Origin of the sequence: Streptomyces sp. NPDC096132 (assembly GCF_044763345.1) — a bacterium.
GTDB lineage: Bacteria > Actinomycetota > Actinomycetes > Streptomycetales > Streptomycetaceae > Streptomyces.
Genome location: NZ_JBIWGA010000052.1, coordinates 1 through 19,176, shown reverse-complemented (window position 1 = coordinate 19,176; position 19,176 = coordinate 1). Strand labels below are relative to the sequence as shown.

Sequence of the window (19,176 nt, the reverse complement as noted above, 5' to 3'; positions counted from 1 at the left end):
GCATGGGTAATCCCCCGCCTTCTCCGGCGGGGGATCACCCATGCCACGGAACTCAGCCGACGAACTCACCGACGGCCGCCTTCAGTTCGGTCAGTCCCTTCTTCGCGTCGGTGAAGAACATTCCGGTCTTCGGGTCGGTGTACAACTCGTTGTCGATGCCCGCGTAGCCGTGGCCCATGGACCGTTTGATGACGACGACACTCTTCGCCTTGTCGACGTCGAGGATCGGCATGCCGGAGATCGCGTTGCCGGGTCGGCGGGCGATCGGGTTGGTCACGTCGTTGGCGCCGATGACGAGGGCGACGTCCGCCTGCGGGAACTGCGGGTTGGCCTCGTCCATCTCCTTCAACTGGGTGTAGGGCACGTTGGCCTCCGCCAGGAGCACGTTCATGTGGCCCGGCATACGGCCCGCGACCGGGTGGACGGCGTAACTGACGTCGATGCCGTGGGCGGTGAGGAGCTTGGCCAGGTCACCGAGTTCGTGCTGGGCCTGGGCGGCGGCGAGGCCGTAGCCGGGGACGAAGACGACCTTGCTCGCGTACGCCAGCTGGATCGCCACGTCGTCCGCGGAGACCGACCGCACCTGGGCCGGGGCCCCGCCCGCACCGGTCGTCGCCGGCGCGCTGTCGCCGGTGCCGAAGCCGCCGATGACGATGTTGGCGATGGAGCGGTTCATGGCGTCGGCCATCAGCTTGGTGAGGATGCCGCCGGAGGCGCTGACGAGCATGCCCGCGATGATGAGGGCGGTCTCGTCGAGGACGAAGCCGGCCATCGCGACCGCCGATCCCGTGAAGGCGTTCAGCAGGGCGATGACGACCGGCATGTCGGCGCCGCCGATGGGCAGCACCATCGTCACGCCGAACAGCAGGGCCACGGCGGTCAGCCCGTACAGGGCGGTACGGGAGTCCGGTGCCAGCACCAGCCAGACCGTGCCGGCGACGAAGCAGGTCGGCAGCAGCACGTTCAGCAGCCGTGCCCCGGGGAAGACGACCGGTGCCCCGGAGACCGTTCCCTGCAGCTTGCCGGCCGCGATCAGGGAGCCGGAGAAGGTGACCGCGCCGATGACGATGTCCAGCGCGCCCGGCACGGAGACCCTGGCGCCGAGTGTGGCCGCGCCGTCGGCCTGGAGCAGGTCGTTCACGGCGATGAGTGCGGCCGCGCCGCCGCCGACGGCGTTGAAGAGGCTGACCAGTTGGGGCATGGCGGTCATCCGCACCTCGCGTGCGGCCGCCAGGCCGAGTGCTCCGCCGACGAGACCGCCCGAGGCGAGCACGAGCCAGCCGGTGCCGGTGATGTGGCTCTCGTCGGCGACCAGCCACACCGTGGCCGCGATCGCGACGGCCATGGCGGCGGCGGAGAGGGTGTTGCCGCGGCGGGCCGTGCGCGGGTGGTTCATCAGATGCAGGCCGAGCACGAAGCAGGCGGCCGCGGCGAGGAAGACGTAGTGAACGGTGTCGGACACGGTGCCCATGGCGGTCACACCTCCGCCTTGTCGTCTGCCGCACGCGTCTGGGGCTTGGCCTTGAACATCTCCAGCATCCGGTCCGTGACGACGTATCCGCCGACGACGTTCATCGCGCCGAAGACCATGGCCACGAAGGCCAGTGCGTAACCGAGCCAGGTGTGTGACTCCGCCGCGATCAGCATGGCTCCGACGACGACGATGCCGTGCACCGAGTTGGATCCGGACATCAACGGGGTGTGCAGGGTCGCGGGGACCTTGCTGATGACCTCGATGCCGACCAGCACGCTCAGCACGAACACGGTGATCGCGGTGAGGAGGTCGAGGTCGTTCATGATGTTTCACCTCCCATGAGGGCGCCCGTGATCTCGTCGGCCGGGTCGAGGACGAGTTCGCCGTCCCGCACCAGGTGGCGCAGCAGGGCGACGAGGTTGCGGGCATAGGCCGTGGAAGCGGCGGTGGCCATCGCGGACGGCAGGCGTCCGGCACCGATGACGGTGACGCCGCCCGCCAGGACGGTGGTCTTGTCGGGTTCGGAGTCCTCGACGTTGCCGCCGAGTTCGCTCGCGGCGAGGTCGACGACGACCGAGCCGGCCTGCATCCGCTCCAGGACGGCGGAGGACACCAGCAGCGGTGGTTTGCGGCCCGGTACCTGGGCGGTCGTGATGACGATGTCCGAGCGGGCGATGTGCGCGTCGAGCGCCTCCCGCTGGGCCCGCTGTTCCTCGGCCGTCAACTCTCGTGCGTAGCCTCCCCGTTCGGTGCCCGGTTCTTCGTCCGGCGGGCGCGGGACGTCGAGGAAGCGGGCACCGAGGGACTCCACCTCCCCTCGTGAGGCGGGGCGTACGTCGTACGCCGAGACGACGGCGCCGAGGCGGCGGGCCGTGGCGATGGCCTGCAGTCCGGCCACTCCGGCGCCGAGGACCAGGACCTGCGCCGGGCGCATGGTGCCCGCCGCGGTGGTCAGCATCGGGAGGAAGCGGTCGTAGGAGTCGGCGGCGAGCAGGGCCGCCTTGTAGCCGGCGACGTTGGCCTGGGAGGTGAGCGCGTCCATGGACTGGGCGCGGCTGAGGGTGCGCGGCAGCAGGTCGAGGCTCACCGTGCGGACTCCGCGGCCGGTCAGTTCCTGGACCAGCGCGGGGTGGCGCAGGGGTTCGAGCAGGCCGATGAGGGTCTGGCCGGCGCGCAGTGCCTCTGCGGTCTCCGGGTCGGGTGCCGTCACGCACAGGACGGCGTCCGCTCGTGCGTAGAGCTCCTCCGGGGGGACCACGGTCGCGCCGGCGTCCGTGTAGTCGGCGTCGGTGAACCAGGCTCCGGAGCCGGCCCCGGTCTCGACCAGGACGTCGAGTCCGGCCCGGTGCAGAAGGGTGACGGCTTCGGGGACGAGGGCGACGCGGCGTTCGCCGGGTGCCCGCTCCCGTACGGCGCCTACGGTGACGGTGGCCATGGTGTGCTGCCTCTCCCCGTGGTCCAGTGGGTGCCGGGCCACGGATCTCTCGGAAGTCCCGGACCTCTCAGGACTCTCAGACCTCTCAGAACTCGAAGACGAGCCGTGCCTCGGCCCGTCCGCCGAGGACCTCGTCGAAGGAGTCGTTGACGTCCTCCAGGCGCCGGGTCTCGGCGATGACCTGGGTGCGTCCGGCCGCATGCAGCTGGAAGACCTCGGTCAGGTCCTGGCGGGTGCCGACGATCGAGCCGATGACGGAGATCCCGCCGAGCACGGTTTCGAAGATCGGCACACTGACCGCCGCGTTGTCGGCGGGCAGCGCGACCATGACCAGGCGTCCGCCGGGGTTGAGCGACCTGTACGCCTGCTCGAAGGCCTTGGGCGCGGCGGCGAGCACGACCGCCACGTCCGCCCCGCCGGTCTTCCTGATCTCCTCGACCGGGTCGTGGGTGCGGGCGTTGACGAGCACGTCGGCACCGAGCCGGTGGGCCAGGCCCAGCTTGTCCGGTTCCAGGTCGACCGCCGTGACCAGGCCGCCGACGAGGCGCGCGTACTGCACCGCAAGGTGGCCGAGTCCCCCGATCCCGAAGACGGCGACCCGCTCGGCCGGGACCACACGGGCGACCTTGATCGCCTTGTACGTGGTGACGCCGGCGCAGGTCAGCGGTGCCGCGTCGAGGGACGACACGGCGTCGGGCACCCGGACGACCGCGCCCGCGTTCGCGACCGTGTACTCGGCGTAGCAGCCGTCCACCGAGTAGCCGGAGTTGACCTGCGACTCGCACAGGGTCTCCCAGCCGGACACGCAGTAGCGGCAGGTGCCGCAGGACGAGCCGAGCCAGGGGACGGCGACCCGCTTGCCGAGGAGGTCCTCGGAGACGCCGGTGCCGACGGCCTCGACGCGGCCGATGCCCTCGTGGCCGGGGATGAACGGCGGCTGCGGCTTGATGGGCCAGTCGCCGTGGGCGGCGTGGATGTCGGTGTGGCAGAGCCCGGAGGCCTCCATGCGGACGAGTACCTGTCCGGGGCCGGTCTCGGGGACGGGCAGGTCCTGGATCTCCAGGGCCTTGCCGAATGCGGTGACCACCGCTGCCTTCATGACGTGCTCCTCAACTGCTGTGGTGCCGGGGCGCCTTGATCCGGGTGACGAAGCGCAGTCCGTCCCCGGCCGGGAGGGAGAAGCCGCCCGGTGTGCCCGGTTCGACGTCGAGGACGAAGAGAGGGCGGCCGAGGGCCTCGTAGGAGTCGGCGTTCATGTGGAAGGTGCATCCCTGCACCACGCCGACGAGCATGTCGCCGTCTCCGAGGGCGAATTCGCCACCGGGGAAGCACATCGGGTCACTGCCGTCGCAGCAGCCCCCGGACTGGACGAACATCACCGGCCTGCCCTGGGCGGCCCGCAGGGCCCCGATGGCCTTGCGGGCCGCCCGGGTGGCGATGACGTGTCCCGCGGTGCCGTTCTCGACACTCGCCGAACCCACGGACATGTCGTCCCGCTCCTTCCTAGAACAGCCCGAGCGGCTTGGTGCCGTAGCTGACCAGGAGGTTCTTGGTCTGGCTGTAGTGCTCGAGCATCATCTGGTGGTTCTCGCGGCCGATGCCGGAGACCTTGTAGCCGCCGAACGCCGCACCGGCGGGGTACTGGTGGTAGCAGTTCGTCCAGACCCGGCCGGCCTTGACGGCGCGGCCCATCCGGTACGCGAGGGCGCCGTCGCGGGTCCACACGCCGGCGCCGAGGCCGTACAGCGAGTCGTTGGCGATCGCGAGGGCCTCGGCCTCGTCCTTGAAGGTGGTGACCGCGAGGACGGGTCCGAAGATCTCCTCCTGGAAGACCCTCATCTTGTTGTGGCCCTTGAGGACGGTCGGCTCGTAGAAGAAGCCGTTCGCGAACTCCCCGTCGAGGGTGGGGCGGTGGCCGCCGATCAGCAGTTCGGCGCCCTCCTTGACGCCGATGTCGACGTACGAGGCGATCTTCTCGACCTGCTGCTTCGACACCTGCGGGCCGATCATGGTCGCGGTGTCGAGCGGGTGGCCCTGCTTGATGGCGCGGATACGCTCCAGGCAGCGGGCCATGAACTCCTCGTAGATGTCCTCCTGGATGAGGGCGCGCGAGGGGCAGGTGCAGACCTCACCCTTGTTGAACGCGTACAGGACGAGTCCCTCGACGGCCTTGTTCAGGAAGTCGTCGTCCGCCGCGGCCACGTCGTTGAAGAAGATGTTCGGCGACTTGCCGCCCAGCTCCAGGGTGACGGGGATGATGTTCTGGGACGCGTACTGCATGATCAGGCGGCCTGTGGTGGTCTCGCCGGTGAAGGCGACCTTGGCGATGCGCTTGTTGGTGGCGAGCGCCTTGCCGATCTCGGCGCCGGGGCCGTTGACGACGTTGAGGACGCCGGGCGGCACGATGTCGCCGACGACCTCCATCAGCTTCAGGATCGACCACGGGGTCGGGGAGGCGGGCTTGATCACCGTGGCGTTGCCGGCGGCGAGCGCCGGGGCCAGCTTCCACGCGGCCATCAGCAGCGGGAAGTTGAACGGGATGATCTGCCCGACCACGCCGAGCGGCTCGTGGAAGTGGTAGGCGATGGTCTCCTTGTCGATCTCGGTGATCTCGCTCTGCTGCGCGCGGATCGCGGCGGCGAAGTAGCGGAAGTGGTCGGCGGCGAGGGGGATGTCGGCGGCCAGCGTCTCGCGGACGGGCTTGCCGTTCTCCCAGCTCTCGGCGACGGCGAGTTCCTCGCGGTGGGCGTCGATGGCGTCGGCCATCCGGTTGAGGACCGCGGCTCGTTGAGTCGTGGAGGCCTCGCCCCACTTGTCCTTGGCGGCGTGCGCGGCGTCCAGGGCGTGTTCGATGTCCTCGGCCCCGGACTTGGGGATCTCGCAGATGGGCTTGGCGGTGGCGGGGCTCAGGTTCGGTGTGTACTGACCGGTGGTGGGCGCCTGCCACTTGCCGCCGATGAAGTTCTCGTAGCGGGGCGCGACGTCGACGGGGCTGCCCGGCGCGCCCGGAGGCTCGTACCTCATGGCCGTCTCCTCTCGGATGACGTCCGATCACGGCGATCGGGGTGATACTCAGCACGCTAGGAGGGGGAACGCTGCAATACCGCTGCATGCCGCCGGACCTGCGGGAACACTGCTGTCTCCAGGTCCAGCGCGCGGGCCCGCGCGGAAGCCGCGGCATGCTGCGGAGAGCCGGCCGGCAGAGTCCGGGCCAGGGCAGCCCAGGCACCGAGGTCCTCAGAGCCCCAGTCCGCCTCCACCCAGCGGCGCAGCAGCCCGGCATCACCGCTGCCGAGGACGGCGCCGCGCAACTGCTGCTCCAGGCAACGGCGGTGCGCCACGACGGCCGGTGCCTCGGAACGCGGCAGCAGCGGCCCAGAGTAGCGGGCGAGCGCCTCGACGACCCGACCTTCGGTCAGCAGCCGGGACACGTCACCGAAGTCCGTTCGCACCGGACGCAGCAGTGCGTACGGACGGGAGCCGAGCAGCTCCGGTCCCAGCACCGCGCGCAGCCGCGTCAGTTCGGCGCGCAGCGTCGAGGCGGGCACCTCGTGCTCCGAGAGGTCCACGGCGAGCCGGTCCCCTGTCACCCCCCGGCCCGCCAGGGCGAGGGCCAGCACGATCTCGCTGTGCCGGGGGCTGAGGTGACGCACCTGGCCGGCGTACTCCAGCAGCGCGCTGTCCCGGCCCAGTGCCCACAGGCGGACCTCGCCCGCAGGTGCGGTACCGCTGTGCGGCCCGAGGAGAGGCACGGACGGCAGCCGGGCGAGCTGTGCCTCGGCCGCAAGGGCGGCGGCGCGTACCGCGGCCAGGGCCGGCGGCGTGGCCATGGTGGCCCCGCCGGACAGGTCGACCACACCCAGCACCCGCCCGGTGGTGGGGTCCCGTACCGGGGCGGCGGCGCAGGACCAGGCGTGCACGGCGGCGCTGTAGTGCTCGCCCGTCACGATCTGCACGGCGCGCCCCAACTCCAGTGCCGTGCCGGGAGCGTTGGTGCCAGCCTGGCGCTCCGACCAGACGGCTCCCTCGACGAAGCGCATGCGCTCGGCCCGTCTCAAGGCCGCGGTGTCGCCCTCGACCCAGAGCAGGGTGCCGTCCGCGTCACCGACCGCGAACACATGCCCGTCGTCGGCGGCGCCGGCGCCCAGCAGTTCACGGAAGAGGGGGAGTACGGCGGCGAGCGGGTGAGCGCTGCGGTGGGCCTCCAGGTCCCGGGACGCCCACCGCAGCGGTGGCGGACGACTGCCGTCGGGACGTACGCCACAGGCCTCGCACCGCTGCCAGGAATCGGCGACGAGACCACGCACACCGCGCTGCTCCCGGTCGTTCGTGGTCACGAACTGCTCATGGGCGGAACGCAGCGCGGAGACCGAGGCGGCGTCGGAAGCGTCCATGGCACCTCCCGGGAACCTTCGTGCCGATCCGGTCGCATCAGCCTCACCCCTGCACCGGGGCGGGCCGCAGGGGCCGAACGGCCCCGATTCCAGGGGCTGTCGGCCCCGTGCCGGGGCGGGATCCTCATTCGGGTGGCTGTCCGCGCCGACGGCCCCGCCCCGCGGCACGCACCACCAGTTCAGCGAGGAGCACGCTCGACGCCGTGGCCAGGCACACGGCCCACTGTGCCGCGTCCAACGGCACGGTGCCGAAGACGCCGCCCGCCCACGGGATGTGGACGGCGGCGATCTGTACGACCAGCACGCCGGCCAGGCACAGCCACAGCGTGCGGTTGCGGAGCTGGTGGCGGCCCAGTACAGGGCCGTCGTCCGCGCGGGCGTTGAGCGCGTTGAACAGCTGGAACAGGACGAACGTGGTGAAGGTCATCGTCAGTGCCGTCTCCGGGCCGACGCTCTGTCGGGCGAGGGCGAGCAGCCCGACGGTGCCCAGTGCCATGACGGCGCCAGCCCGGCCCACGGCGAGGAGGCGGCGGGCGTCCAGGATCCGTTCGTCCGGGTCACGTGGTGGGTGCCTCATGACATCGTCGCGTGCGGGATCGACGGCCAGGGCCATCGCCGGAGGCCCGTCCATGATGATGTTGATCCACAGCAGCTGGGCGGCGGTGAGGGGCGCGGGCAGTCCGGCCAGCGAGGCCCCCAGCAGGGTCAGGATGGCGCCGATGTTGGTGGCCAGCTGGAAGCGTACGAACTTCACCAGGTTGCCGTAGATGGCGCGGCCCTCGCGGACCGCCCGCACGATGGTGGAGAAGTCGTCGTCGGTGAGGACCATGTCCGCGGCTTCCTTGGCCACGTCGGTGCCGGTGCGCCCCATCGCCACCCCGATGTGGGCGGCCCGCAGCGCGGCGGCGTCGTTGACCCCGTCCCCTGTCATCGCGACGATGTGTCCCCGGCTCGAGAGTGCCCGGACGATCAGGACCTTGTGCTCCGGGGCCACACGTGCGAACACACCGATGTCGTCGACGCGCCTGGCGAGTTCGTCCTCTGTCATGAGGTCCAGTTCCGCGCCGGTGACCACCTCTCCGTCGATGTCCAGTTCGCGTGCGATGGCCGCCGCGGTGTCGGCGTGGTCCCCGGTGATCATCTTCACGGCGACTCCGGCCGAGCGGCACAGCGCCATCGCCTCTCGCGCCTGAGGCCGGGGCGGATCCGCGATCCCGGCGATCGACGTCAGCGTCAGTCCCGGCAGCGCTGCCGGCGTGAACGAGGTCGGGGTGTCGTCGAGCAGCGCGGTGGCCGCGCCGAGCACCCGCAGGCCCCTGCCGCCCAGTTGTGCGACGACGGCGAGGATCTCGTTCCTGCCCGCCTCGTCGAGGCCCCGGCGCCCGTCACCGTCATGGACGTCGGTGCAGAGGTCCAGCAGGACGTCCACGGCGCCCTTGACGAAGACCCGGGTGCGGCCGTCGGGTTCGGCGTGGAAGGTGGCCATGTACTTGGTCGCCGCGTCGAAGGGCAGTTCACCCGTCCGAGGCCACTGCGACCGCAGCAGGTCGGCGTCCACTCCCGCCTTGGCCGCCAGCACGACGAGGGCGGCCTCGGTGGGGTCGCCCAGGAAACCCTCGTCCGTCAGCCGGGCGTCGTTGCACACGGCGAAGGGCAGGACGGCGGCGCGCACGTCGTCTCGTTCCAGGGGGACTTGAGGGCCGGGCGAGCGGACGGCGCCCTGCGTCGCGTATCCCTCCCCCGTGACCTCGTAGAGCCTCCCGCCTGTCCACACGGACCGCACGGTCATCTCGTTGAGGGTCAGGGTGCCGGTCTTGTCGCTGCACACGACCGTCGCCGATCCGAGGGACTCGACGGCGGCCAGTCGTTTGACGATGGCCCCGCGGCGTGCCATTCGGTGCACCCCGAGTGCCAGGGTCAGGGCCAGCACCGCGGGCAGTCCCTCGGGGATCGCAGCGACGGCCAGAGCCACCGCGCGCAGAGCGATGTCGGCCAGTGCCTCCCCGTGGATCAGCGCGGCAAGGGCGTAGACGACGACTGCGACACCGCTGAGCAGCGCGAGCCGCTTGCCGAGGCTGTCCAGCTGGATCTGGAGGGGGCTGGGGGGTTCCGTGCCGGAGCGCAACTCGGCCGCGATCGCGCCCAGTTCGGTGCCCATGCCGGTGGCCGTGACGATCATCTCGGCACGACCGCGGGTCAGGGACGTGTTCATGAACAGCATGCCGGTGCGCTCGGCGAGCGGTACCAGGGCGGTGCCGTCCCCGGGCGTCGCCGTCACGCTCTTGCTGACGGGTTGGGACTCGCCGGTCAGGGCGGCCTCCGCCGTTTCGACCGACTCCGCGACCAGCAGTCGTCCGTCGGCCGGTACGCGGTCGCCGGCTTCCAGGAGCACCAGGTCTCCCGGCACGAGAGCGTGCGCCGCGACGACCTGTTCCCGGCCGTCGCGGCGCACTCGGGCGGTCGGTACGAGCATGCGACGCAGGGCCTCCAGACTGCGCTCCGCGCGCCTCTCCTGCAGATAGCCGAGGACCGCGTTGATCTGGAGCACCACGGTGATGACCACGGCGTCCTTGAGGTCGCCCATGGCGGCGGCCACCACGGCGGCAACCAGCAGGATGCCGATGAGCCAGTTGCGGAACTGGTCCAGGAACTTCAGCCACTCCGAGCGCCGAGCCGCTTCGGCCAGCCGGTTCGGCCCGTGCACGGCGGCCCGTTCCTCTGCCTGGCCGGTGCTCAGGCCCACCGCCGGATCGACGTCGAGCGCGGCCGCGGCCTGTAAGGGATCGAGCCGGTGGGCCTCCGTCCCTCCGGCGTCCCGCACCACACCGGTGCGTTCCCGGGCGTCCTCGGTCGTCATCGGCCTGGTCACGCGGTCTCCTCCCCCGCGTGGATCACCGCGACGGGGCAGTCGGCGTGCCGCAGGGCGGCTCGGCTGACCCGCGTCGGCAGGGCGGACGTGAATCCGCCTCGGCCACGCGTGGCGATCACGACCAACTGGGCGCGCGTGCTCGCCGCGACGACCGCTCGGCGCGTCCCGCCCCGGACACGAGGTCGACGCACGGTGACGTCCGGATACTCCTTCCGCAGTGCCGCCAGTGTGTCCTCGGGCCTGTCCGGCTGGCGCCCCTCACGTGTATCGAAGCCGTTCAGCACCATCACGTCCGTTCCGCGGGCCGAGGCTTCGGCGAAGGCGAACTCGGCCGCTTCCCTGCCGATGTGTCCGTGGTCGCCGGCGAGCACGACCGGGCCGGCCGGGTCCGGCCTGCCCCTCACCATCAGCACCGGAGAACCGCCGTGGGCCGCCAGCCGGACGGCGACCGAGCCGCTTCGCGTGCCTGCGGACCGGCGCGCCGAGCGGCTGCCGACGACGGTGAGCGACGCCCCGCGCGACTCGGTCTCCAGCACCGCCGCGGGTTCGCCCATGAGGACCGTGTGCGTGACGCGCAGGTCGGGCGCGGCGTCGCGGGCCCGGCGCTCGGCCTCCGTCAGCGCGCTCCTCGCCGGGCCGGGTGCCCCGTTCCCGGCCGGGTCCCACGGAGGCACGCCCGGGGGGACATGAGCCGTCGGCCATGCGAAGGCGTGCGCCAGCCGAAGCTCCACCCCCAGCCGGTCGGCCTCCCGTGCGGCGGCCTCCACCGCGGCCAGGCTCGTCGTCGAGCCGTCCACTCCCACCAGTACAGGGCCGCTCATGACGGCTCCCCCTTTCCCCTCGCGCGGTCTCGGGACCGGAGGAGGCGTGCTCCCCGGCGCCACAGCGGACAGCCCTGTGCTGCCGGCTCCCCCGGCCCGGCGGCACCGTCCTGCTGACTGACTTCACGTTCTCCCCTCACCCGGCGCCGGGGCAGGGGCCGGTCGGGTCCTTGAGGCGTCCCGTCCGGCCCTGTCGCCGACTCTCCGGGCTCTTGAGGATTGAGGTAGGGGAGGACAACGCGCGGCAGCCGAGGCTTCGAGCTCCTGTCGCGCCGGATATGGGAGGTGTGTGTCATGACCGGACCCGTCGTGGTCGGAGTCGACGGCTCGCCCGGGAGCGTGACGGCCGCGTGGTGGGCCGCCGAAGAGGCCACCCGCAGGCAGTTGCCCCTGGTCCTGCTGCACTCGTGGACCACGCAGCCGCTCGACGTCCCGATCCCGCAGGAGGCCCGGAGCAAACAGCGCTACGGGCGGGAGCTGCTCCAGCGCACGGAGGCCGAGCTGCTGCACCGGTACGGCGATCTGGCACTCACGACAGAACTGGTGTCGGACACCGCCGCCCACGCCCTCCTCGACCACGGCAAGGGCGCGTCCCTGTTGGTGCTGGGGTCGCGCGGTTTCGGTTCGGCGGCGAGTTTCCTGCTCGGTTCCATCAGCCTGCACGTGCTGGGCCTCGCCCAGTGCCCGACGGTCACCGTGCGGGCAGGCGATCCCGCGGTCGAGGCCGGCTGGGGCCACCCGGCTGCGGCGGACCACGACGAGGTGGTGGTCGGCTTGTCGGAGGCGGGGCCGGCCGGCGACCCACTGCTGCAATTCGCCTTCGCCACCGCGCAGTCGTACGGCATCGGTGTGCGCGTGGTGCGGGCCCTTCCCCATCACGCCCCGCACCTGACGTCTTTGGAGCGGGCCCACGACCGCCACGAGTCGGAGGAACGCGGCAGGCTCACCAGCACGGTGGCCGAGTGGCGGAAGACTTTCCCGGACGTCCCCGTCGTGGAGGAGGTCGTCACGGGATCGGCCGCACACACCCTGCTGTCCGCCTCCGCCCGCGGTCGGCTCACCGTCGTGGGACGCCGTCGCCACCCGTCCCACCTGATGTGGAAGCTCGGCCCCGTCGCCCACGCGGTACTGCACCACGCCCCGAGCCCCGTCGCCGTCGTACCACATGGCTGAGCCGGGGCACGCTCGAACGCACCACCCTTCGAAGCCCGGGCTCCGCGATCGAGGTGACGACATGGACGACCGGATCAGCCATCTGCCCGGCCCTGCCGGGGAAGCCGCCGCGCTGCTCGACTGCGCGCACCTTGTCAGACGGTTCGGGGACAGGACGGCCGTCGACGACGTGAGCCTGCGCATCGCGCCCGGTGAGACGTACGGGCTGCTCGGGCCGAACGGAGCCGGCAAGACCACCACGATCCGGATGGTCTGCGGGCTGCTGCGCCCCGACTCGGGAACCGTGCGGGTGTCGGGGCAGGCGGTGCGCACCGACGCGGGACCGGCGAAGCGGCTGATCGGCTTCGTCCCGCAGGACGTGGCGCTCTACCCCGACCTCAGCGTCCGTGAGAACCTCCGCTTCTTCGGCAGGCTCTACCGGCTGCCCCGCCGCCGACTGGAGCGCCGGGTGGACGAGGTGCTGGACCTGATCGACCTGCGGGCCCGAGCCGGTGACCGCGTCGACTCGCTGTCGGGCGGCATGCGCCGTCGCCTCAACATCGGAGCCGGGCTGGTGCACGCGCCGACCCTGCTGGTGCTGGACGAGCCGACCGTCGGGGTCGACCCGCAGAGCCGGCACGCGATCCTCGAGAGCGTCTCCCGGTTCGGCGAGGACGGCATGGCCGTCCTCTACACCACGCACTACATGGAGGAGGCAGAGCGGCTGTGCGACCGCGTCGGCATCATCGACCGGGGCCGTCTGGTCGCCGAGGGCACCACCCGTGAGCTGGTGTCGCTGGTGTCCGAACGCGACCGGGTACGGCTCACGGCCGCCGGTGACGTCGCCGGGTACGCGCAGGCGTGCAGACGGCTCGTCCGGGTGGAGGGCGCGGCCCTGACCGGGGAGCACGGCAATGTGGTCGAGCTCGTCGTCAAGGACGCGCGGAGTCTCCTTCCGGACCTGTTCGACCTCGCCCGTGAGCAGGGCCGTCTCGACATCCGCAGCGTGGAGATCGACGAACCCGACCTGGAGACGGTCTTCCTCCACCTGACCGGCACGGCGCTGAGGGAGTGAGCCGCCATGCGCGCAGTGCTCTCCATCGCCGCCAAGGACCTGCGGCAGCGTCTGCGGGACCGCTCGGCCTGGGTGATCGTGTTCCTGGCACCGGTGCTCATCGCCGGTCTGATGGCACTGGCGTTCAACAACAATGCCGCTCTCCGCGCGGACATCGGCGTCGTGGACCTCGACCACGGTCCTGCCGCCACCGGGCTCACCCAGGTCCTCGAGGCTCCGGAACTGGCGGGCACGGTGCGTGTTCGTGCGGACGACGACGAAGGCACCGCCCGCAGGGCCGTCGACTCCGGACAGGCCCACGCCGTGATCGTCGTCCCGCACGGATTCACCGCGGCGCTGCGGGGCGGCATCCCGGAGCCGGTCACCGTACTGGACAACGTCGACTACGGGATGCAGGCGCAACTGGCGCGGGCGGTCACCGAGTCCTACGTCGCCCAGGTCAACGCCGACCGGCTGTCGGTCGCCACGGCGCTGGCGGCGGGCGCCCCGCACGAGGACGTGTCCCGGCTCGCGGCGAAGGCGGCGCTGCTGCGGCTGCCGGAGCAGGTGCGGGCGCAGGGGCTCCCCGACAGGCCACTGAAGGTCATCAGCTACTTCGGGCCCAGCATGGGGATGTTCTTCGTGCTGTTCACCATCGGCTTCGGGGCGCGCGGCTACTTCGTGGAGCAGCAGCAGGGCACCCTGGACCGGATCGCGGCGGCGCCGGTCGGACGCGGTGCCCTGCTGCTGGGCAAGTCGGTGTCGGCGTTCGTCTACAGCCTGGCCGGCATGGCCACCGTGACCCTCGTGTCGTGGCTCGCCTTCGGAGCGCGCTGGGCGGATCCGTTCGGCGTCGCCGTCCTCAGCGTGGGCATGGCGGTCGCCGTGGTCTGTCTGACCGCCTTCGTCATCGCCGTCGCACGGACGGAGCGGCAGGCCGAGGGGCTGGCGTCGGTCGTCGTGTTCGCGCTGGTGCTGCTGGGCGGCAACTTCGTCTTCGCGTCCGGCACCTCGCTCATGCGCCGGCTCACCCTGTTCACCCCCAACGGCTGGGCCCTGCGCGGGTTCACCGACCTGGGCACAGGCGTGCGGGGCTGGGCCGCCGTCGGCACGCCGCTGCTCGCCATGGCCGCCTTCTCGGCCGCCGTGGCCGTAGTGACGGCTGTGATCCTGCGACTGAGGAGGACGTCATGACCGCGCTCGCCGTGACCCGGGCCACCGTCGAACGGGCGCTCCACGACCGGACGGCGCTGTTCTTCATGGTGCTGCTGCCTGTCGCGATCATCGTCGTCATCGGCGTCACGGTCAGCGGCTTCGACCAGTTCCGCGTGGGACTCGTGACCGCACGCCAGGCGGGCCCTGTTGCGCAGGAGCTGACGGCGGACCTGGCGGCGGCGCCGGGCCTGCGCACACATGCCTACGACTCAGCGGCCGACGCGCGCACCGCCCTTCGCCGCGCCGAACTGGACGCGGTGGTCGTGGTGCCCTCAGGTCTCGACGCGAACGTACGCGCCGGACGGTCCGTCACCATCCCGGTGCTGGTGGAGCCCTCGGGCAGTGCGGGGCACTCGGCCGTGTCCTCGGTGGCGGCCGTCGTGGCCGACCACGCGGCACGCCTGCAGGCCGCCCGCTTCGCGACCGACGAGACCGGCGGCGACTTCGCCGCGAACCTCACCCTGGCCCACGCTGCCGAACAGGGCGCGTCCCCGATCTCCGTGCGGACGGAGACGGTCAACGGCGACAGTGACTACCTCCCCCTGGGCTACAGCTACAGCACCCCCACGATGCTGGTGCTGTTCGTCTTCATCAACGCCCTCGGCGGAGGCGCGGCCATCGTGCAGACCCGCAGGACCGGCGTGTACACCCGCGCGCTCGCGGCACCCGTCTCCCCCCGCACGCTGGTGGCCGGTGAGGCGGCGGCCTACCTCCTGCTGGCGCTCCTGCAGTCCCTGCTGATCGTGGGCATCGGCGCGCTCGCCTTCGACGTGGCGTGGGGCGACCCGCTCGCTGCCGGGATCCTGGTCCTGGTGTGGGCGGTGGTCGGCACCGGTGCCGGAGTCCTGGCCGGGGCACTGTTCAGCACCCCGGAGCAGGTGCACGCGGTGGGGCCCGCGTTCGGTATCGCGCTGGGCATGCTCGGCGGCTGCATGTGGCCGCTGGCCCTCGTCCCCGACTGGCTGCGCACCGCGGGACACGCGACACCTCAGGCCTGGGCCGTGGACGCGTGGACGACCTTGCTGTCCCGGGACGGCGGGCTGCGCTCGATCCTGGGCGAACTCGGCGTGCTGAGCGCCTTCGCGGTGGCTCTCCTGGCCCTTGCTTCGCTCGCTCTGCGGCACCGGTTGACCGGCAGCCGTCCGGCGTGACGGCTGCGCACGCGTCTGCCAGGTCAAGTGAGGCCGTCGCCGGGCGTCCTGAGGACTTCGGCGACCGGACGCCGGGGCAGCGGCCGTAGACACGGCGGATACCCGAGGCGGAAGATCATCTGCGGGAAGGCCCCGCCGCTGAGCGTCTGCCGGATCCTCACCCTCAGGGAAGGCACTTCCAGCGGCTGGGTGTGGAAGGCCGCCATGACCCCGTGGTCCGCCGCTTCGAGCAGGATCCGCTGGAGGGCTTCGCCTGTCCTGAGCCAGGCCGCCGGGTCGTCACGGTCCGTACTGAGGATCGCGACCGGTCCGGTTCGCGAGGGCCGTCGCTGCGCGGGCGCGGGGAACATCCGGGTGAGGCCGGCATAGTCCCGTCCGGCGAAGACCGTGACATCCGGGTGCGTCACGTCGGCATCGACCGGAATCCCGTCGCACCGCGGCTCGCCGGACCACCAGGTCCACCGTTTGTGCTCGGCGGCGTACTCCGGACGGGTCCGGTGCGCGTCCTCGGCGATCCGGACCAGTTCGGCCAGGTGCCGTCTGCCCGCCCGGTCGGCGACGAAGTCCAGCGTGGCGCCCGCACGGTGTGCGTGTTGGTGCAGGTCTTCGACCAGCGATGGCGGCAGCGGCTCCGCCAGGAACGGCCCGCGCACCGTGTGCCGTCGCCGCAGGGCTCCGAACAGGCGCTCGTCCTCGGGCGAGGGGCGCTGGTAGGCGCCCCATGCCACCCGGGCCAGGAACGCTGGGTCCGCCGGGCGCGGGAAATGCTCGACGACGGGATTGAAACCCAGGTGCAGCATGGCGAGCCGGATGTTGAAAAGAGCGGCCCCGCAGCTGATGACCACTTCCCGGCCGGAAGGGTCGGCGAGAGGAAGTCTCCGGGCGCTGTCGGCGTGCACCTCGACGCCCCGGTCTCCTTCCTCGGCGACGAAGATCCAGGGCTGCGTGTTGTACGGGGACGGCGCGGTGACGGCGGCCCGGGCCAGGTAGGCGGATGCGTGGCAGGGTTCTGTGCGGACGTCGAACATGGTCAGGACCAGTCTTTCTGCGGGGTGCTCCGGCAGGCGGTCCCCGGGGGCTGTGACGTACTCGCCCCGGCCGCTCCCTGGGCGACCGCGCCGTCCGGCCGCGCGGCGTCGGCTCGGCGACACCGTGCGGCCGGCGGGGCGGTCAGGGCCGGGAGGTGGCGCCGTCAGTCGTGCGGGACCAACACGACCGGCCGGCGCACGTGGTGGAGCAACGCGTGGGCGACCGGACCGGTGTGCGGGCCGACCGCGGCACGCCGTCGGCGACGGCCCACGACCAGCAGCCCGGCCCCACCCGCCGCGCGGACGAGAACATGGGCGGCGCGTCCCTCGTGGAGGTTCTCGCGGACGACCACGCCGGGGTACTTCGCACGCCAGGGTCCGAGCAGCTCCGCGAGTTCGCGCTCCGCCTCCCCCCGGATCCGCGTGCGCTCCTCGACGCCGGGGACGACCCGGGTGAGCGGCACGTGCCAGGCGTGCACGGCGCGCAACGGCGCCTTGCGGAGTTCGGCCGCGCGGAAGGCGAAGTCGAGGACGTCGTCGCAGGGCCCGCCGATGTCGACGGCCACCGCGACGTCTCGGCAGGGAGTGATGGCCGACGCCTTTCCCGCACCGTCGGGGAGGTGCTCGTCCGCCGCCGACTCGTCGGCCCGGACGAGGACGACGGGCCGGTAGACGTGCGCGACGATGGCCGGGGCGACCGACCCCGCCATGAACCCGCCGACACCGCCCGTCCCCTGGCTGCCGATGATCAGGAGCTCCGCGTTCCCGGCCTCGGCGAGGAGCGCGGGACCGGGCTGCTTGCGCACCTGCTCGGCGGCGATGTACAGCCGCGGGTACCGCTCGTTCAGCAGTTCGAGAGCATCGCGCAGCACCCGCCGTGCGTGGTACTGCGGTGCCCGGATCTCGGGCAGGTCCGCGTCGGTGTCGTCGTCGGGCAGGCCCTCCCAGGCGTGCACCAGACGCAGCGGCAGTCCGCGGCGGAGGGCTTCCCTGGCCGCCCAGTCGGCCGCGGCGAGACTTTCCCTGGAACCGTCCAGACCGGCCACGACGGGCCTCGTCATGGCTGTCACCTCCTTCGTTCGTCCGCGCTGTCGTCGGCCCTTCGGTGCAGGGCCCGCTGAGCACGGTCCCGGACTCCCTCAGACATGGGGGACGACGGCCACGGGGCAGCCGACGTGGTGGATCGCTGCGTGGGTGACGGGTCCGGTGCGGGGGCCGACGGGGCGTTCGGTGAGGCGGTGGCCGACGACGAGGAGGCTCGCTCCGGTCGCGGCCCGGACGAGCGCGGTCGTGGGCCTGTCCTCCACCACCGTCGGCAGCACTTCCACGTCGGGGTACTTGTCGCGCCACACCTGGAGCACGGCCTGGAGGAAGCCCAGCCACTCCTCGCCCTGCCAGCGCTCCTTGACCAGACCGATGTCGCCGGAGCCGAGGCCGAGCGGGCCGGCGGCCGTGTGCCAGGCGTGCACGGCCCGCAGCCGGGCGTGCCGCAGCCGGGCGGCCTCGAAGGCGAACTCGATGACCTCGTCGCAGGCTTCGTCGAGGTCGATCGCCAGCACGACGTCCCCGTAGCCGGTGTCCGTCGAGGCGCTTCCGTCGTCCGTCGGCAGGTGTTCGTCCGCAGCAGACTCGTCCGCCCGGACGAGGACGACGGGCCGGGTCGCCTTCGCGACCACGCCGAGTGCGACGGAGCCCACGAGGAATCCGGTCAAGCCGCTCAGTCCGCGCGAACCCAGGACCATCAGGTCGGCCTGGTCCGCAGCCTTCAGCAGGGCGGCCGTGGCCGGTCCCTCCATCTGCTCGTCGGTGAGACGGACCCGGGGGCATTCGGCGCGGACGCGTTCCTCCGCCTGCCGCAGCGCGCGCCGGGCCAGATGACGCTGGGCGGCGTTCGCGATCTCGCGGTCCTCATGACGGGGGTGCCAGTTCCAGGCGTGCACCAGATGCAGCGGCCGGTCCCGTCGGCCGGCCTCGCGGGCCGCCCATGCGGCGGCTGCCAGGCTCTCGGGGGATCCGTCGACTCCGGCGACAACGGGAGAAATCATGTCGACACCTCCAGCGCTCGGTCTGTCCTCCGTACCAGCGTCGCGCCGCGGCCCACACGGGGGCAGAGGCTGCTCGGTCCCCTCCGGGGGCCGTCCGGCCCCTCTCCCCGACGTTCCGTCAGTCCGCGAGGGAGAGCCGGCAACTCTCCCCCGGCCGAACGTGGACCGCTCGGTCCGGGAGGCGGATGTCGATCGGTGAGCGGTCGGACGGCGGCACCGTCACCTCCAGCGCTTCGCGCTCCAGGCGCAGCCGTACGCCCCAGTGCCCCTGGTAGCGGAGGGAGAAGCCGTAGGCCGACAGCTCCGGGAGCGGCACCGGGTCGAGCCACAGGGCGCCCTCGCGGGTCTCCAGGCCCGTGAGTCCCCGCTGGACGAGGTCGAGGGTGCCGGCCATGGCGCCGAGGTGGATGCCCTCACCCGTGGTGCCGCCCTGCAGGTCGGCAATGTCGCCGCGCAGGGCCTCCTGGCAGTACGTCCACGCCTCGGCGCGCCGCGCGCGGGCGAGGACCCAGCCGTGGACCAGACCGCTGAGGGTGGA

General features: G+C 72.1%; 17 protein-coding genes. 4 read left to right on the top strand and 13 right to left on the bottom strand.

Annotated features, from left to right (window positions below):
- Positions 1 to 52 precede the first annotated feature (52 nt).
- From ACIRF9_RS50225 to ACIRF9_RS50185, 9 genes are all read right to left on the bottom strand, one after another.
- The gene (locus ACIRF9_RS50225) at positions 53 to 1,471 is read right to left on the bottom strand and encodes an NAD(P)(+) transhydrogenase (Re/Si-specific) subunit beta (protein WP_403837120.1); all 1,419 of its coding nucleotides are present in this window, start codon (positions 1,469 to 1,471) and stop codon (positions 53 to 55) included.
- 5 nt (positions 1,472 to 1,476) lie between these two features.
- Positions 1,477 to 1,797, bottom strand: a complete 321-nt coding sequence (locus ACIRF9_RS50220) for an NAD(P) transhydrogenase subunit alpha (protein ID WP_403837119.1) — start codon at positions 1,795 to 1,797, stop codon at positions 1,477 to 1,479.
- Complete coding sequence (locus ACIRF9_RS50215) at positions 1,794 to 2,909, bottom strand: NAD(P) transhydrogenase subunit alpha (protein WP_403837118.1); 1,116 nt, start codon at positions 2,907 to 2,909, stop codon at positions 1,794 to 1,796. The genes ACIRF9_RS50220 and ACIRF9_RS50215 overlap by 4 nt, the downstream gene beginning before the upstream one ends.
- Before the next feature lie 85 nt (positions 2,910 to 2,994).
- Positions 2,995 to 4,008: a zinc-dependent alcohol dehydrogenase gene (locus tag ACIRF9_RS50210; RefSeq protein WP_403837117.1), complete on the bottom strand. Its 1,014-nt coding sequence runs from the start codon at positions 4,006 to 4,008 to the stop codon at positions 2,995 to 2,997.
- A gap of 10 nt (positions 4,009 to 4,018) precedes the next feature.
- On the bottom strand, positions 4,019 to 4,396 hold the full coding sequence (locus ACIRF9_RS50205; RefSeq protein WP_403837116.1) for a DUF779 domain-containing protein: 378 nt from the start codon (positions 4,394 to 4,396) through the stop codon (positions 4,019 to 4,021).
- A gap of 16 nt (positions 4,397 to 4,412) precedes the next feature.
- On the bottom strand, positions 4,413 to 5,933 hold the full coding sequence (locus ACIRF9_RS50200) for an aldehyde dehydrogenase family protein (protein WP_403837115.1): 1,521 nt from the start codon (positions 5,931 to 5,933) through the stop codon (positions 4,413 to 4,415).
- Between the two features lie 56 nt (positions 5,934 to 5,989).
- Positions 5,990 to 7,303 carry a GAF domain-containing protein gene (locus tag ACIRF9_RS50195; RefSeq protein ID WP_403837114.1) on the bottom strand — a complete coding sequence of 438 codons (1,314 nt, stop codon included), beginning with the start codon at positions 7,301 to 7,303 and terminating at the stop codon, positions 5,990 to 5,992.
- Positions 7,304 to 7,427: 124 nt separating this feature from the next.
- Positions 7,428 to 10,172 (bottom strand): cation-translocating P-type ATPase, encoded by a 2,745-nt coding sequence (locus ACIRF9_RS50190; RefSeq protein WP_403837113.1) that lies wholly within the window; start codon positions 10,170 to 10,172, stop codon positions 7,428 to 7,430.
- Positions 10,169 to 10,993, bottom strand: a complete 825-nt coding sequence (locus ACIRF9_RS50185) for a universal stress protein (RefSeq protein WP_403837112.1) — start codon at positions 10,991 to 10,993, stop codon at positions 10,169 to 10,171. Before ACIRF9_RS50185 ends, ACIRF9_RS50190 begins: the two co-directional genes overlap by 4 nt.
- A gap of 294 nt (positions 10,994 to 11,287) precedes the next feature.
- Here ACIRF9_RS50185 and ACIRF9_RS50180 point away from each other — a divergent pair, with 294 nt between their 5' ends.
- From ACIRF9_RS50180 to ACIRF9_RS50165, 4 genes are all read left to right on the top strand, one after another.
- Positions 11,288 to 12,166: a universal stress protein gene (locus ACIRF9_RS50180; protein ID WP_403837111.1), complete on the top strand. Its 879-nt coding sequence runs from the start codon at positions 11,288 to 11,290 to the stop codon at positions 12,164 to 12,166.
- A gap of 61 nt (positions 12,167 to 12,227) precedes the next feature.
- Positions 12,228 to 13,220, top strand: coding sequence for an ABC transporter ATP-binding protein (locus ACIRF9_RS50175; protein WP_403837110.1), 993 nt, complete (start codon positions 12,228 to 12,230; stop codon positions 13,218 to 13,220).
- Between the two features lie 6 nt (positions 13,221 to 13,226).
- On the top strand, positions 13,227 to 14,393 hold the full coding sequence (locus ACIRF9_RS50170; protein ID WP_403837109.1) for an ABC transporter permease: 1,167 nt from the start codon (positions 13,227 to 13,229) through the stop codon (positions 14,391 to 14,393).
- Complete coding sequence (locus tag ACIRF9_RS50165) at positions 14,390 to 15,565, top strand: ABC transporter permease (RefSeq protein ID WP_403837108.1); 1,176 nt, start codon at positions 14,390 to 14,392, stop codon at positions 15,563 to 15,565. Before ACIRF9_RS50170 ends, ACIRF9_RS50165 begins: the two co-directional genes overlap by 4 nt.
- Before the next feature lie 23 nt (positions 15,566 to 15,588).
- Here ACIRF9_RS50165 and ACIRF9_RS50160 read toward each other — a convergent pair whose 3' ends face one another.
- The 4 genes from ACIRF9_RS50160 to ACIRF9_RS50145 all read right to left on the bottom strand — a co-directional run.
- Positions 15,589 to 16,593 (bottom strand): Acg family FMN-binding oxidoreductase, encoded by a 1,005-nt coding sequence (locus ACIRF9_RS50160; protein WP_403837107.1) that lies wholly within the window; start codon positions 16,591 to 16,593, stop codon positions 15,589 to 15,591.
- A 164-nt stretch (positions 16,594 to 16,757) separates the two neighbouring features.
- On the bottom strand, positions 16,758 to 17,654 hold the full coding sequence (locus tag ACIRF9_RS50155) for a universal stress protein (RefSeq protein ID WP_403837106.1): 897 nt from the start codon (positions 17,652 to 17,654) through the stop codon (positions 16,758 to 16,760).
- A gap of 78 nt (positions 17,655 to 17,732) precedes the next feature.
- Positions 17,733 to 18,638, bottom strand: a complete 906-nt coding sequence (locus tag ACIRF9_RS50150) for a universal stress protein (RefSeq protein ID WP_403837105.1) — start codon at positions 18,636 to 18,638, stop codon at positions 17,733 to 17,735.
- A gap of 118 nt (positions 18,639 to 18,756) precedes the next feature.
- On the bottom strand, positions 18,757 to 19,176 hold a 420-nt coding region (locus ACIRF9_RS50145; protein ID WP_403837104.1), incomplete at its 5' end, for a glycosyl hydrolase family 65 protein.